General features: G+C 65.4%; 14 protein-coding genes. 7 read left to right on the top strand and 7 right to left on the bottom strand.

Annotation, left to right across the window (positions count from 1 at the left end; translation table 11 throughout):
* Window positions 1–47: 47 nt before the first annotated feature.
* The 4 genes from ACEN9F_RS00580 to ACEN9F_RS00565 all read right to left on the bottom strand — a co-directional run bounded on the left by ACEN9F_RS00580 (window position 48) and on the right by ACEN9F_RS00565 (window position 3,728).
* Entirely contained in the window at window positions 48–1,031 is a 984-nt protein-coding gene (locus tag ACEN9F_RS00580; protein WP_413416769.1) for a hydroxymethylglutaryl-CoA lyase, read from the bottom strand.
* Window positions 1,028–2,221: a CaiB/BaiF CoA transferase family protein gene (locus ACEN9F_RS00575; protein ID WP_413416767.1), complete on the bottom strand. Its 1,194-nt coding sequence runs from the start codon at window positions 2,219–2,221 to the stop codon at window positions 1,028–1,030. Before ACEN9F_RS00575 ends, ACEN9F_RS00580 begins: the two co-directional genes overlap by 4 nt.
* A gap of 99 nt (window positions 2,222–2,320) precedes the next feature.
* Window positions 2,321–3,250: a LysR family transcriptional regulator gene (locus ACEN9F_RS00570; RefSeq protein WP_413416765.1), complete on the bottom strand. Its 930-nt coding sequence runs from the start codon at window positions 3,248–3,250 to the stop codon at window positions 2,321–2,323.
* Window positions 3,237–3,728 (bottom strand): low molecular weight protein-tyrosine-phosphatase, encoded by a 492-nt coding sequence (locus ACEN9F_RS00565; RefSeq protein ID WP_413416763.1) that lies wholly within the window; start codon window positions 3,726–3,728, stop codon window positions 3,237–3,239. The genes ACEN9F_RS00570 and ACEN9F_RS00565 overlap by 14 nt, the downstream gene beginning before the upstream one ends.
* Before the next feature lie 64 nt (window positions 3,729–3,792).
* Here ACEN9F_RS00565 and ACEN9F_RS00560 point away from each other — a divergent pair, with 64 nt between their 5' ends.
* Both ACEN9F_RS00560 and ACEN9F_RS00555 read left to right on the top strand, forming a co-directional pair.
* Window positions 3,793–4,665, top strand: coding sequence for an alpha/beta hydrolase family protein (locus tag ACEN9F_RS00560; RefSeq protein WP_413416761.1), 873 nt, complete (start codon window positions 3,793–3,795; stop codon window positions 4,663–4,665).
* Window positions 4,666–4,728: 63 nt separating this feature from the next.
* Window positions 4,729–5,091 carry a DUF4870 family protein gene (locus tag ACEN9F_RS00555; RefSeq protein WP_413416759.1) on the top strand — a complete coding sequence of 121 codons (363 nt, stop codon included), beginning with the start codon at window positions 4,729–4,731 and terminating at the stop codon, window positions 5,089–5,091.
* Between the two features lie 33 nt (window positions 5,092–5,124).
* On the opposite strand, the gene hisC is transcribed toward ACEN9F_RS00555, so the two are convergent.
* The 3 genes from hisC to rimO form a co-directional block, all read right to left on the bottom strand.
* The gene (gene hisC, locus ACEN9F_RS00550; protein ID WP_413416757.1) at window positions 5,125–6,180 is read right to left on the bottom strand and encodes a histidinol-phosphate transaminase; all 1,056 of its coding nucleotides are present in this window, start codon (window positions 6,178–6,180) and stop codon (window positions 5,125–5,127) included.
* Window positions 6,177–7,346: a cystathionine beta-lyase gene (locus ACEN9F_RS00545; RefSeq protein ID WP_413426926.1), complete on the bottom strand. Its 1,170-nt coding sequence runs from the start codon at window positions 7,344–7,346 to the stop codon at window positions 6,177–6,179. The genes hisC and ACEN9F_RS00545 overlap by 4 nt, the downstream gene beginning before the upstream one ends.
* 63 nt (window positions 7,347–7,409) lie before the next feature.
* The gene (rimO, locus tag ACEN9F_RS00540) at window positions 7,410–8,801 is read right to left on the bottom strand and encodes a 30S ribosomal protein S12 methylthiotransferase RimO (protein ID WP_413416755.1); all 1,392 of its coding nucleotides are present in this window, start codon (window positions 8,799–8,801) and stop codon (window positions 7,410–7,412) included.
* A gap of 150 nt (window positions 8,802–8,951) precedes the next feature.
* Between rimO and ACEN9F_RS00535 the strand changes: the two genes are divergently transcribed.
* The 5 genes from ACEN9F_RS00535 (at window position 8,952) to ACEN9F_RS00515 (ending at window position 13,028) form a co-directional block, all read left to right on the top strand.
* Window positions 8,952–9,956: a LacI family DNA-binding transcriptional regulator gene (locus ACEN9F_RS00535; protein WP_413416752.1), complete on the top strand. Its 1,005-nt coding sequence runs from the start codon at window positions 8,952–8,954 to the stop codon at window positions 9,954–9,956.
* Window positions 9,957–10,123: 167 nt separating this feature from the next.
* Window positions 10,124–11,461, top strand: coding sequence for a hypothetical protein (locus ACEN9F_RS00530; protein WP_413416751.1), 1,338 nt, complete (start codon window positions 10,124–10,126; stop codon window positions 11,459–11,461).
* A 24-nt stretch (window positions 11,462–11,485) separates the two neighbouring features.
* Window positions 11,486–11,641 carry a hypothetical protein gene (locus ACEN9F_RS00525; RefSeq protein ID WP_413416749.1) on the top strand — a complete coding sequence of 52 codons (156 nt, stop codon included), beginning with the start codon at window positions 11,486–11,488 and terminating at the stop codon, window positions 11,639–11,641.
* 9 nt (window positions 11,642–11,650) lie between these two features.
* Window positions 11,651–11,983 carry a hypothetical protein gene (locus ACEN9F_RS00520; protein ID WP_413416747.1) on the top strand — a complete coding sequence of 111 codons (333 nt, stop codon included), beginning with the start codon at window positions 11,651–11,653 and terminating at the stop codon, window positions 11,981–11,983.
* A 256-nt stretch (window positions 11,984–12,239) separates the two neighbouring features.
* On the top strand, window positions 12,240–13,028 hold the full coding sequence (locus ACEN9F_RS00515) for a hypothetical protein (RefSeq protein ID WP_413416745.1): 789 nt from the start codon (window positions 12,240–12,242) through the stop codon (window positions 13,026–13,028).
* Window positions 13,029–13,076: the final 48 nt, after the last annotated feature.

Genomic DNA, 13,076 nt, shown 5'->3' with positions numbered 1-13,076 from the left:
CGCTGCGTGGCGCCGGCTATTTGTATTGAGGATGAGGGTACTACGGTTCAGACGGGGGCCGCCTCCCTGGGGCGCGGCGCCGGATGCAGATCGCTGTTGCGGCCCGCCTTGGCGACCTGCCCCGCCGTGTCATGGCCCAGCAGCTGCGGCAGGCGGCGCGACATGGCGATCAGCAGCGGCAGGTCGATGCCGGTCGGGATGTCCATCTCTTCGCACATATTCACCAGATCCTCGGTGCAGATATTACCCGAAGCGCCGGGCGCGAATGGACAACCGCCCAAGCCGCCGAGCGCGGCGTCGAAGCGGCGCGCGCCGGCATCGTAGGCCGCCAGCACGTTGGCCAGTCCCAGCCCGCGCGTATTGTGGAAGTGCAGCGTCAAGCCCTGGGCCGGCACGCGGGCCAGCACGCGCCGCACCAGCCGCGCGACCTGGCGCGGATTGGCCATGCCGGTGGTGTCGGCCAGCGTGATGCCGCCCATGCCCAGTTCAAGATAGCGGTCGACCAGCGCCACCACGCGGTCCTCGGCGATCGGGCCTTCAAACGGACAGCCGAAGGCGGTGGCCACGGTACCGTTCAGCCTCACGGCGGCGCGGAAGCCGTTGACGCTGTATGCGCGCGCGGCATCCCCGTTCACGGCCCGCACCAGTGCCACGACGTCGGCAAACGCGGCCATCGATGCATCGCTGCTCATGCCCATGTTGGCGCGGTTGTGCGTCTGGCTGGCGGACAGCACCAGGTTCAATTCATCGGCGCCGGCTTCCAGCGCGCGCTGCGCTCCCTTCAGGTTCGGGATCAGCGCGACATAGATCACACCGGGCTGCCGGCGGATGCGGCCGAACACCTCGGCGCCGTCGCGCAGCGCCGGTATGGCCTTGGGCGATACAAACGATCCGGCCTCGATGCGCGAGAAGCCGGCGCCGGACAAACGGTTGATCAGGTCGATCTTGTCCTCGGTCGCCACCCAGACAGGCTCTATCTGCAGGCCGTCGCGTGGCGCCACTTCCTGGACGATCAGGCGGTCGGCGCTCATTGCACGACTCCTTCCTGCCGCAGGCGCGCGATCTGCTGCGCGCTCAAGCCAAGCTCTCCGAGCACCGCCGAGGTATGCTGCCCCAGCGAGGGGCCCTGCCAATGGATTTCGCCCGGCGTCTCCGACAGCTTGGGCACGATGCCCGGCATCTTGACCTGCACGCCGCCCGGCAATTCAGCCTGCAGCACCATGTCGCGCGCCAGGTAGTGCGGATCGGCGACGATGTCGGCCGCCGAATAGATGCGGCCCGCCGGCACGCCGGCCTGCTCCAGCTGCGCCAGCGCCTCGGCGATCGGCAGCGAGGAGGTCCAGCCGGCGATGGCCGCATCGAGCAGCGCGACACGCGCCACGCGGCCGTCGTTGTGCGCGAACTCCGGATCGTCGGCCAGGTCGGCGCGGCCGATGGCCTGCATCAGGCGGCGGAAGATCGGATTGCTGTTGCCGGCGATGACGATGTAGGCGCCGTCGCGCGTCGGATAGGTATTCGACGGCGCGATGCCGGGCAAGGCGCCGCCGCTGCGCTCGCGCACATGGCCCAGCAGGTCGTACTCTGGCACCAGGCTCTCCATCAGGTTGAAGACGCTTTCGACCAGCGACACATCCACCACCTGGCCCTCGCCCTGTCCGCTCTTGACGCGCAACAGCGACATCAGCGCGCCCATCACCGCATGCAGCGAGGCCAGCGAATCGCCCAGGCTGATGCCGGCGCGGGCCGGCGCGCCATCCGGTTCGCCGGTGGTGTAGCGGATGCCGCCCATCGCTTCGCCGATGGCGCCGAAGCCCGGCCGCTCCTTGTACGGGCCGGTCTGGCCGTAGCCGGAAATGCGCACCATGGTCAGCTTGGGATTGAGCTGGTGCAGCACGTCCCAGCCCAGGCCCAGCTTTTCCATCGCGCCCGGCTTCAGGTTCTCGATCAGCACATCGGCGTTGCAGGCCAGCTGGCGGATGATGTCGATGCCCGCTTCCGACTTGAGGTTGACGGCGATCGATTTCTTGTTGCGCGACTGCAGATACCACCACAGCGAGGTGCCCTCGTGCAGCTTGCGCCATTTGCGTATCGGGTCGCCATCGCCCGGCGCTTCGATCTTGATGACTTCAGCGCCGAATTCGGCCATCAGCCGCGCGGCGAACGGCGCGGCGATCAGGGTGCCGATTTCAATGACGCGAATTCCTGTGAGCGGTCCACTCATGACTGTCTCCTGTCGTTATCGTATGAGCGACAGGATAAGAAAGCGGCGGCCGGACGTCCAACCGCAAATCCGCAAGCAGCGTTCGCGAAACGCGAACGCTCAGGATCCGGCGGCGGCGCGGGCCTCGGCGCCGCGCAGGTGCTGGAACAAGGCCTGCGTCGCCGGCGACAGGCCGGCCGGGTCGCGCACCACGATTTTCAGCTCGCGGTTGGCCCACTCGTCGCTCAGCGGCACGGCCGCCAGGCCAAGAGGCCGGCCGATGGCGGTGAACACGTCATGCGGTATCAGTCCCAGCCCCATGCCCACCTGCGCCATGCGGCAGACGGCGTCGAAGCCCGGCACGTGGATGCGCATCTTCAGCGCCTTGCCGGCGGCGCGCGAGGCCAGATGGGTGCGCGCGTTGATCGAGCTGTCGGTATGCAGGCCGACGTGGTCGAAGTCCAGGGTGTCGGCGAAGGACGCCGTGCCGCGCGCGGCCAGCGGATGATCGCCGCGCATCACCAGCACCAGTCGGTCGCGGCGATACAGCGCGGTGTGCAGGTCGCGGGTGTCGACGTCGCCGGAGCAGATGCCGATATCGGCCCAGCTGTCCTCCACGCCCTTGACGACGTTGCCGCTGGGCCGCTCCTCCAGATCGAGCTTGACCTGATCATGCAGATGCAGGAAGGCGCGCAAGTCTTCCGGCAGGAATTCGACGATGGCCGACAGGTTGGCCACCATGCGCACGTAGCCGCGCACGCCCTGCGCATGCTCGGCCAGCTCCAGGCCGATTTTTTCAACGCTGAGCAGCATGCGGCGCGCGTGCGTCAGCAGGGTTTCGCCGGCCGGGGTCAAGTCCATGCCGCGCGCCTTGCGCACGAACAGCGCCACGCCGATGGCCTGTTCCAGCTCCAGCAGCCGCTTGCTGGCGGCCGAGACGGCGATCGCCTCGCGCTCGGCGGCCTTGGTCAGCGTACCCTCCTCGTGGATCGCGAGGAACAGCTGCAAGGTCGTCAGGTCCAGCCGCCGCAGCAGGTTATTCAGCGCCATGCCGCTTCGCCTTCAATGCCGCGATCAGGCCGTCGGAGGCGTCCTCGATATAGTCGAGCACCAGGTCGAAGCCCTTGCCGCCGCCGTAGTACGGATCGGGCACCACGTCCGATCCGCTGTTGCCGGCGTGCGCCATGAACAACCCCAGCTTGTGCCGGTGCTGCGGCGGACAGGCCGATTCCAGCAGGCGGAAATTATCGTGATCCATCGCCAGCACATGGTCGAATTTTTCAAAATCGCTGGCCGCGACCTTGCGCGAACGCTGTGCCGACAAATCGTAGCCGCGCTTGGCCGCATACTCCATCGAGCGCGCATCGGGCGGCTCGCCGACGTGGTAGCCGTGCGTGCCCGCCGAGTCGATCAGCACCGCGTCGCCCAGGCCCGCCGCCGCCGCGCGATGACGAAATACGCCCTCCGCCGTCGGCGAGCGGCAGATGTTCCCCATGCAGACGAACAGTACCGAAACTTGCTTACCCATGGTCGATGCTCCTTCGCCGGTGCTTATATATAATCTGCGTGATTGTATCTTAGAGGTTAAATCCATGAATCCAAGTTGCGGCTGCCGCCTGCTGGAAGTCCACGACGCCGTCCAGGGCGCGATCATTCCGCTGGCCCTGCTCTATCCCGCGCTGGGCACGGAAAGCACGGCGCATTTCGGGCCGTACTCGCTGGACGTGGCGAAGGACGCGCCGCCTGCCGGGGGCACATGGCCGCTGGTCGTCATCTCGCACGGTAACTCCGGCACGCCGTGGGCCTACCGGGACATGGCCAGGCACCTGGTGCAAGCCGGCTTCGTGGTCGCGCTGCCCGCGCACACCGGCAACACGCGGCACGACAACAGCCTGGCCGGCACGACGGCCAACCTGGCCAACCGCCCGCGCCACATCTCCTTGAGCATAGACGCCGCACTTGCCGATCCGGTGCTGGGCGCGCACGTCGCGACAAGCGGCGTGGCGGTCATCGGCCACTCCATCGGCGGCTACACGGCGCTGGCGGCGGCGGGCGGCCAGCCATGGTCCGGTCCGCGCGAAAAGCCCGCCGGGCCGCCACGGCCGGTAGCGGTGCAGGCCGACGCGCGGGTACGCGCGCTGGTGCTGCTCAATCCCGCCACGTTCTGGTTTATTCCGGAATCGCTGCGCGCGGTCCGCGTCCCCATATTGATGCGCACCGGCGAAAAAGACGAGCTCACGCCGGCCGAACATGCGCGCGCCGTCATCGCCGGCGTGGCCGACACGGCGCTGGTGGAGCACAAGGAAATCGCCGGTGCCGGCCATTTCGCCTTCATGAGCAAATTCCCGCCCGAGCTGGCACGGCCGAACTTTCCGCCGTCGCAAGACCCGCCGGGCTTCGACCGCCTGGAGGTCCAGCCTGCCCTGTTTGCTGACCTGGCGGAATTCTTACAGCGCACCATATAGTGCGCCCCGGCACGCGCCGCATTGCTATAATCTGATCAAATCCACAACAATCGAGGAAACGCCATGTCTCAGGAACTGGTTTTGGACGCCCGCCTGGAATCGGGCAAGACCACCGCGTGGTGGCTCTACATCATCCATGCCGTGAGCTTTGTCTTCTCGCTCGGCCTGTTTTCGGTCATCCCGCTGGTGCTCAACTACGTGCAGCGCCCGACCACCGAGGGCACCTTCGTCCACAGCCACCACACGTGGATGATCCGCTCGTTCTGGTGGTACGTGGTGTGGGTCGTGGTCGGCGCGGTGCTGTTCGCAACCTTCATCCTGATTCCGGTCGCGTGGCTGGTCTGGCTGGGCGCGTGGCTGTGGAAAGCCTACCGCCTGATCACCGGCATCGTGCGCCTGAACCGCAACGAGGCCGCGGCGATCTAGCCGTCCGGCGGATCCAGCGCCTGCCGCCGGCCGTCAGAGAATTTCGCGCAGCGCTTCCACGAGACGCGCGCATTCGTCGTCGGTGCCGATGGAGATGCGCAGGAACTGGTCGATGCGCGCCGCCTTGAAGTGGCGCACGAGGATGGAACGCTCGCGCAGCCCCGCCGCCAGCGCCGCGCCGTCGTGCCGCGGGTGGCGCGTGAAGATGAAGTTGGCGTGCGACGGCAGCACCTCGAAGCCCAGCGCCTGCATCTGCGCCGTCAGCCACGCGCGCGTGGCGATGATGGCCTGCGAAGTCTGCTCCATGTAGGCCACGTCGTCGATCGCGGCGACCGCGCCGGCCTGGGCGACCTGTCCCAGCGGGTAGCAGTTGAAGCTGTTCTTGACCCGTTCCAGCCCCGCGATCAGGTCCGGATGGCCGACCGCGAAGCCGACCCGCAATCCCGCCAGCGAGCGCGATTTGGACAGCGTCTGGATCACCAGCAGATTGTCATGGCGGCCCAGCAGCGCGATGGCGCTGTCGGCGCCGAAATCCACGTAGGCCTCGTCGACCACCACCACCTGGTCAGGATGCGCGGCCAGCAGCGCCTCGATATCGCTGAGCGGCAGCGCGATGCCGGTCGGCGCGTTCGGGTTGGCGATGATGATGGCGCCGCACGGCTGGCTATAATCCTTGACGTCGATCTCGAAGCGCGCATTCAGCGGCACCTGCACCGCCTCGATGCCGTACAGGCTGCAATAGGTCGGATAGAAGCTGTAGCTGATGTCCGGGGTGAGCAGCGGCAGCGCGTGCTTGAGCAGCGCGTGGAAGGTATGCGCCAGCACTTCGTCCGAGCTGTTGCCGACAAAGACCTGCTCGCGCGCCAGGCCGAAGCGGCGCGCGACGGCGTCCTTGACGACCGTGCCGTTCGGGTCCGAGTACTTGCGCAGCGAATCGCCCACCGCCTCCCGCATGGCCGCCAGCGCTTTCGGCGACGGGCCGTAGGGATTCTCGTTGGTGTTCAGCTTGACCAGGTTAGGCATCTGCACCTGCTCGCCCGGCGTATAAGGCGTCAGGCCGTGCACCACATCGCTCCAGAACTTACTCACTGCATTTCTCCCATCGCGCGCTCGATGTCGGCGATCAAATCGTTGACGTCTTCCAGGCCGACGTTGAAGCGCACCAGGATGCCCTTGTCCTTCCAATCCTTGCGCATGTGCTGTATCCGGTACGGCATGACCAGGCTGTTGGCGCCGCCCCAGCTGTAGCCGATCTTGAAGAACTTGAGCGAATCGACAAAGCGGTCGGTCTGCGCTTCGGTAAAGCGCTCGTCGAACAGCACGGAGAACAAGCCCCCTGCGCCGCTGAAGTCGCGCTTCCAGATCTCATGGCCGGGGCAATCGGTAAACGCCGGATGCAGCACCTTGGTGATCTCGGGCCGCGCCTGCAGCCAGGCGGCCAGCTTGCGCGCCGCCGCGTCGTGCGCGTCGAAGCGCAAACGCATGGTCGGCAGGCCGCGCGACACCAGGTAGGCGTCGTCCGCGCCGACGCCCATGCCCAGCCGCATATGCGACAGGCTGATACGGTCGTGCAGTTCGCGGTCGCGCGTGATGACGGCGCCCATCAGCACATCCGAGCCGCCAGACTGGTACTTGGTCAGCGCCTGCATGATGATGTCGACGCCGAGGTCGAAGGCGCGCAGCGCCAGGCCGGCCGACCAGGTATTGTCCAGCGCGACCAGCACGCCGCGCTCGTGCGCCGCCTTGCAGATGGCCGGCAGGTCCGGCACTTCCATCGACACCGAACCCGGCGCCTCGGTCCAGATCAACTTGGTGTTCGGCTGGATCAGCTCAGCGATGCCGGCGCCGACCAGCGGATCGTAGTAGCGCGCGGTGATGCCGAAGTCGGCCGACAGCCAGCGTCCCAGCTCGCGGTTGGGGTTGTAAACGTTATCGGGCAGCAGCACATCGTCGCCGCTTTTCAGCAGCGCGAAATCGACCATCGCGATCGCCGCCAGGCCGCTCGGCGCCAGCAGGCAGTACTTGCCGTCTTCGATTTCCGCCAGGCGCGCTTCCAGCGTGAAGGTGGTCGGCGTGCCGTGCAGGCCGTAGGTATAGGCGTTCTTCTCTTTCCACTCGCCCGAGCGCATGGCCGCGACGTTCTTGAACAGCACCGTGGACGCATGATGGATCGCGCTCGGGAAGGCGGCGAAGCCTTCCGGCGCTTGATAGTCGGTGTGTATCAGTGCGGTCTGCGGGGTTTTTTTGATGGTCATCATGGTTTGCTTCGGACGAAAATTCAGGCGAAAAAAAAGGCGGACATGCAGTCCGCCTTCATTTTACAGTGCCTCGCCCCACAAGTCATGGGCGTCGGACGTCGTGATCTTGACGTCGAAGAACTGGCCGACCGCCAGCTTCTTGTGCGGCTCGTACGGCGGCTTGACGTAGACCACGCCGTCGATTTCCGGCGCGTCCGCGCTGGAGCGGCCGACGCCGCCGCTGCGGTTGACTTCATCGATCAGCACGCGCACGGTCTTGCCGACCTTGGCTTTCAGGCGCGCCTTCGAAATCTCTTCCTGCAGCAGCATCACGCGGCCGCGACGCTCTTCGCGCACCTCTTCCGGTACCGGATTGGCGATCTCGTTGGCGGTCGCGCCCTCCACCGGCGAGTAGGCGAAGCAGCCCAGGCGGTCGATCTGCGCTTCCTTCAGGAAGTCCAGCAGGTATTCGAATTCGGCCTCGGTCTCGCCAGGGAAGCCGGCGATGAAGGTCGAACGGATCGTCAGGTCCGGATTCATCTTGCGCCAGGCCTGGATGCGGTCCAGGTTTTTCTCGCCGCTGGCCGGACGCTTCATGCGCTTCAGCACGTCGGGGTGCGCGTGCTGCATCGGGATGTCCAGGTAAGGCAGGATGTGCTCGCCCATCATCGGAATCACCTGGTCGACGTGCGGGTAGGGATACACGTAGTGCATGCGCACCCAGGCGCCATAGGACTTGGCCAGCTCGCCCAACGCTTCCATCAACTGGGTCATATGGGTCTTGATCGGACGGCCGTTCCAGAAACCGGTGCGGAACTTGACGTCGACGCCGTAGGCCGAGGTGTCCTGCGAGATCACCAGCAGTTCCTTGACGCCGGACTTGAACAGGTTTTCCGCTTCCAGCATCAGCTCACCGATCGGGCGCGAGACCAGGTCGCCGCGCATCGACGGGATGATGCAGAACGAGCAGCGGTGGTTGCAGCCTTCGGAGATCTTCAGGTAGGCGTAGTGCTTGGGTGTCAGCTTGACGCCCTGCGCCGGGATCAGGTCCAGGAACGGCTCGTGCGGTTTCGGCAGGTGCAGGTGGACCGAGTCCATCACCTCGGCCAGCGCGTGCGGGCCGGTCACGGCCAGCACCTTCGGGTGCACCTTCATGATGATGTCGTCGCCGGCGGCGTCTTTTTTCGCGCCCAGGCAGCCGGTCACGATCACCCTGCCGTTTTCGGCCAGCGCTTCGCCGATGGCGTCCAGCGATTCCTGCACGGCGGCGTCGATGAAGCCGCAGGTATTGACGATCACCAGATCGGCGCCATCGTAGGACTTGGCGGTCTCGTAACCTTCAGCGCGCAGCTGGGTCAGGATCTGTTCGGAGTCGACCAGCGCTTTGGGGCAGCCGAGCGAGACGAAGCCCACTTTGGGTGCTGGCGCGCCTGCGGCTGGCTTGGGGAGTCGTGAGAGTGGTTGCGATTGCATGATTGGTTGCTTAATACGCCATGAAAATTACGAGCAATCGAGCATTATACCCCATTCTCCATAGGGAGAACATGATAGGATAGAGGTCAACCCAGTGGCACGCCGCAGATGCTTGTTGCGCCGGCCATCCCATTCAGTTCAGGAGATTTTGTGGCAACACTGAAAGACGTCGCAATGCTAGCCGGTGTAGGCATGTCGACAGCATCGCGCGCCATTTCAGGCGCCGGCCCGGTATCGGCCGAAGCGATGAAAAAGGTCCAGGCCGCAATCGAACAACTCAACTTCCGCCCCTCCTCCATCGGCCGCTCGCTGTCGGCGCAGTCGCTGGGGATGATCGGCATCTTCGCGCCGTCGTTCTTCGGCGCCTACTACGGCACCATCCTCAAGCAGACCGACATCGAGCTGCGCGCCATGCGCCGCCACGTGGTGGTGGCCACCGGCTGCGGCGACGGCACGCCGCGCGACGAGGCGATCGAAGCGGTCAAGTTCTTGATCGGCCGCGATTGCGACGGCATCGTCGTGCTGGGGCACGATCTGTATGACGAAGACTTGATCATGCTGCAGAAGATGCATCCGAAGATGGCCTTCCTGAACCGCCGCAGCGCGCAACTGGAGCTGGCCTCGTTCTGCCCCGACCACTATCACGGCGGCGAGCTGGCGGCGCAGACCTTGCTGGAAGCGGGCCATCGCGAGCTGGCGGTGATCTCGGGGCCGTCCGGCACCTCGGACAACAAGGAGCGCGTGGACGGTTTCTTCGACGAACTGGCCAGGCATGGCATCGCGCGCGAATCGGTCAAGCTGATTGAATCGGACTTCTCGCGCGAAGGCGGCTTCGGCGCGGCGCAGCGGCTGGTCAATGAGGGCCGCGGCTTCACCGGCTTGTTCTGCGCGAACGATGAAATGGCGATCGGCGCGATGTCGTGCTTCCACCGCGCCGGCATCCGCGTGCCGGACGACGTCTCCATCGTTGGCTACGACGACGACTACTCGGCCGAATTCTCGTCGCCGGGACTGACCTCGGTGCACATCCCGATGCAGCAGCTGACGCAGAACGCCGTGCGCTGGCTGCTCAACCTGTGCTACGGCACCCAGCACGAAATCATGCGCGAGTTCCCGGTCACCGTCACCAAACGCGGCTCCGTCGCCCTGCGCTGAGCCCCGCCCCCCTTCCACCCGCACGGCTGCCTGAGGCAGCCGTTGTTGTATCCGGCGCCGAAAAACGCGCGCTGTGACAATCCGCGTACATTCGCGACCATTTCCTATTGTAAATTTCTTATCTGAAAATATTATTTCGACAACCAAACTTCTGACGGGGAATTCCCATGCAAGCGCATCGCCTGGTTTTGTTGTGCACCCTCCTGCTCTGCGCCTGCAGCACCTTGCCGGACACGGACGTCCGGCGCCGCTTGGCGCCGGCCGAAAAGACGCTGGATACCGACGGCGCGATCACCAGCCTGTTTCATTCCGTCCTCTACTATCCCGAGGAACTCAGCCTGCAATACGACGGCTACATCGTCGGCGTGGAGAAAAGCCCGCGCGAGCGCATCACCCGCGTCGGCGACGTGCAGTTCAAGGACACGCCGGAAGCGGGATTGAGCATCGCCAAGGCGCGCGACAAATTCAACGACGGCAAGCTGCTGTACGTCACCCATATCGTCCAAAGCAGCCCGGCGGCGCGCAGCAACTGCACGCTCTACAACCTGTACACGATCCTGGACACGCCGCAGCTGGCCCACGGCTGCGCCGACGCCGCGCCAGCCACGGCGGACACCAGCACCGCTTTCAGCGACAGCTGGCGCGCGCTCGACAAACTCAAGGAGGCGCTGGCGAAAAAGGTCGACAGCAAGAAATACACCGACCTGGTGATCATCACGATGGGCTGGAACACCGCCCAGGAAGAGGCGGTGCGCAACTTCAACGGCATCGTCAACAGCATGAAACAGGCGGCGGGATCGCGCCGCTTCGAGCCGCTGGTGATCGGCGTGACCTGGCCCAGCATGTGGGCCAGCGCCTGGATCGATCCCGTGTTCAAAGGGGTCAGCTTCCCGTACAAGGCGCACGACGCCGACGAACTTGGCCTGAGCTGGCTGGCGGTGCTCCTGCACGATACGGTCGAACCGGCGCGCGGCAAGCTGCCCATCATCGCCATCGGCCACAGTTTCGGCAGCCGCGCAGTCAGCGCCGCGGCCTGCGTCGGCCCGATCATCATCGACAGCCGGCATCCACCGGTGCGCGCGCCGGTCGACCATGTGATCAACCTGCAGGGAGCCTTCCTGTCCGAGCGGCTGTTTGGCAAGGACGACGACGGCATCCATTATCCGGAAGGCTGCACCAACGTCCACAACATGGTGCTGACTTCTTCGGTCAACGACACCGCGATGAACAAACCCTTCTGGGGCCTGTACGCCGGCGACGACCGCAGCTACGACCAGCAGTGCGAGCGCCAGGACCGCCATCTGCGATGCGCGAAGGCGGCCCCGGACGGCGCGTACGCGTGGGATGGTCTTAATCCTGAAAGCAACATCATCTACGTCAACGCCAACGCCTTGATCCGGGAAAACGCTTATCGCACCGGCGGCGGCGCCCACAGCGACATCTATCGGCACGAGATGGGGAAGCTGATCTACGACCTGACCCGCGCCCGCGCGACGCAACCCTGACAACCCGCGAACATGGAACTATTCATGAAAATACTGGAGATGGTCCCCGTGACGATACTGGCGCTGCTGCTGGCCGGCGCGGTCTGGGGCAAGCTGGCCTCGCGCGACGATCGCGAACCGGAGTTGCCGAAGGTCGACGTCCAGCGCGACGCCGGCACGGGCAGCAACATCGACACCTGATACCTGCTGGTGCCGGGACCCGATTCGCAGGCCGCGGCGCAGCAGGAATCGCTGCGGCGGGTGCGCACGCTGCGGCGCCAGTCCGGCGACGTCGCCACCATCGGCTATCCGTCGCACTACCTGTCCAATGCCAATCCGATCGCCATCGCGGACCTCATCAGCAAGCACGCGCAGGCCGAATGGGACAGGAAGAAGTACGCCCGCCTGGTCGTCGTCTGCAACAGCATGGGGGCGCTGCTGGCGCGCAAGGCGATGCTGCTGTCGGCCGGCCGGGGCGCCGGAGACGACCACTACACGCCCGCCCCGGCGCAGGCGGAAGCGCCATGGCACAAGCAGGTCTAGCGCATGATACTGCTCGCGGGGATGAACCGCGGCTGGGACGTATCAGGCCAGAAGCCGGCGGACATGCGCTGGTACACCTATGCCACGCTGGGCGGCCTGGCATGGTTCGGCAATCTCACGCACAACGGGCAGCTGGTGCTCGGGGTGCAAAGCGGCTCGCCCTTTGTCGCCGATCTGCGCCTGGGGTGGATGCGCTGGATGCTGGACCGGGAGAAGAACAATCCCGGCTATAGCGGCGTGGAGACCGTAAGGGCAGATGGCAAAAAGAGCGGCGCCCGGGGACAAGCTCGCCATCGCGTCGGTCCGCTACGGCTACTTCGGCATGGGGCAGTTCCTGCTGCGGCGCGACCGCCAGAAATACGTGAACTGGTTCATGGATCAGTACACCGAAACGCTGGCCCGCTACCCTCAAGTCCAGGAGATCCACTTCATCGGCCATAGCAACGGCACCTATCTGCTTGCCGGCGCGTTGGAGAAGTACCGCTCGATGAAGATAAAACGGCTGGTGCTCGGCGGCAGCGTGGTCCCGCAAGACTATCAATGGAAGAAGATTTTTGATCGCGGCCAGGTGGAGCAGGTCGACAACTACGTGGCGGAGGACGACTGGGTGGTGGCGCTGTTGCCGCACTTCTTTGAGATGCGGCCCATCGTCCTGTTGGGGAACGATATCGGCAGCGCCGGCTTCAACGGCTTCACCGCCGGCGATCCGGGCCCCGACCGGCAGCCGGTCAGGAATATCAAGTACATCACCGGCGGCCATGACGCCTTCCTGGAAAAAACCGCGGATATCGTGGAGTTCCTGATACCGGCGGCGCAGGCCGGCCAGCAATCGCCACCGGTGCCACAGGCCGAAGTCCCCGTGCCGGACCGCAAATGGTGGCCGCTGAAGTTCTTCTCCGACTACCTGACCTGGACGGTGTGGGCGGCGCTGGTATTTATCGTGGTCTGGCTGGGCTCCCGCACCTCCGGCGCTGCGGGAAACTTCGGCGGCATCGCGCTGGTCCTCTACTTCATCGTCGTGCTGCAGGTGCTGCGCTGGGTGTAGCGCCGGCGCATAAAAAAAGGCTGGCATTGCTGCCAGCCCAAGGACCAC

Origin of the sequence: Duganella sp. CT11-25 (assembly GCF_047302815.1) — a bacterium.
Taxonomy (GTDB): domain Bacteria; phylum Pseudomonadota; class Gammaproteobacteria; order Burkholderiales; family Burkholderiaceae_D; genus Rugamonas.
The sequence above is the reverse complement of the archived record's forward strand: the minus strand, read 5'-3'. Positions and strand labels throughout refer to the sequence as shown.

Bases quoted from the DNA above. Each gene is read 5' to 3' on its own strand.
- rimO (WP_413416755.1), bottom strand. From the start codon at position 8,801: ATGCAATCGCAACCACTCTCACGACTCCCCAAGCCAGCCGCAGGCGCG.
- ACEN9F_RS00560 (WP_413416761.1), top strand. From the start codon at position 3,793: ATGAATCCAAGTTGCGGCTGCCGCCTGCTGGAAGTCCACGACGCCGTC.
- ACEN9F_RS00545 (WP_413426926.1), bottom strand. From the start codon at position 7,346: ATGACCATCAAAAAAACCCCGCAGACCGCACTGATACACACCGACTAT.
- ACEN9F_RS00570 (WP_413416765.1), bottom strand. From the start codon at position 3,250: ATGGCGCTGAATAACCTGCTGCGGCGGCTGGACCTGACGACCTTGCAG.
- ACEN9F_RS00555 (WP_413416759.1), top strand. From the start codon at position 4,729: ATGTCTCAGGAACTGGTTTTGGACGCCCGCCTGGAATCGGGCAAGACC.
- ACEN9F_RS00575 (WP_413416767.1), bottom strand. From the start codon at position 2,221: ATGAGTGGACCGCTCACAGGAATTCGCGTCATTGAAATCGGCACCCTG.
- ACEN9F_RS00530 (WP_413416751.1), top strand. From the start codon at position 10,124: ATGCAAGCGCATCGCCTGGTTTTGTTGTGCACCCTCCTGCTCTGCGCC.
- ACEN9F_RS00525 (WP_413416749.1), top strand. From the start codon at position 11,486: ATGAAAATACTGGAGATGGTCCCCGTGACGATACTGGCGCTGCTGCTG.
- ACEN9F_RS00515 (WP_413416745.1), top strand. From the start codon at position 12,240: ATGGCAAAAAGAGCGGCGCCCGGGGACAAGCTCGCCATCGCGTCGGTC.
- ACEN9F_RS00580 (WP_413416769.1), bottom strand. From the start codon at position 1,031: ATGAGCGCCGACCGCCTGATCGTCCAGGAAGTGGCGCCACGCGACGGC.
- ACEN9F_RS00565 (WP_413416763.1), bottom strand. From the start codon at position 3,728: ATGGGTAAGCAAGTTTCGGTACTGTTCGTCTGCATGGGGAACATCTGC.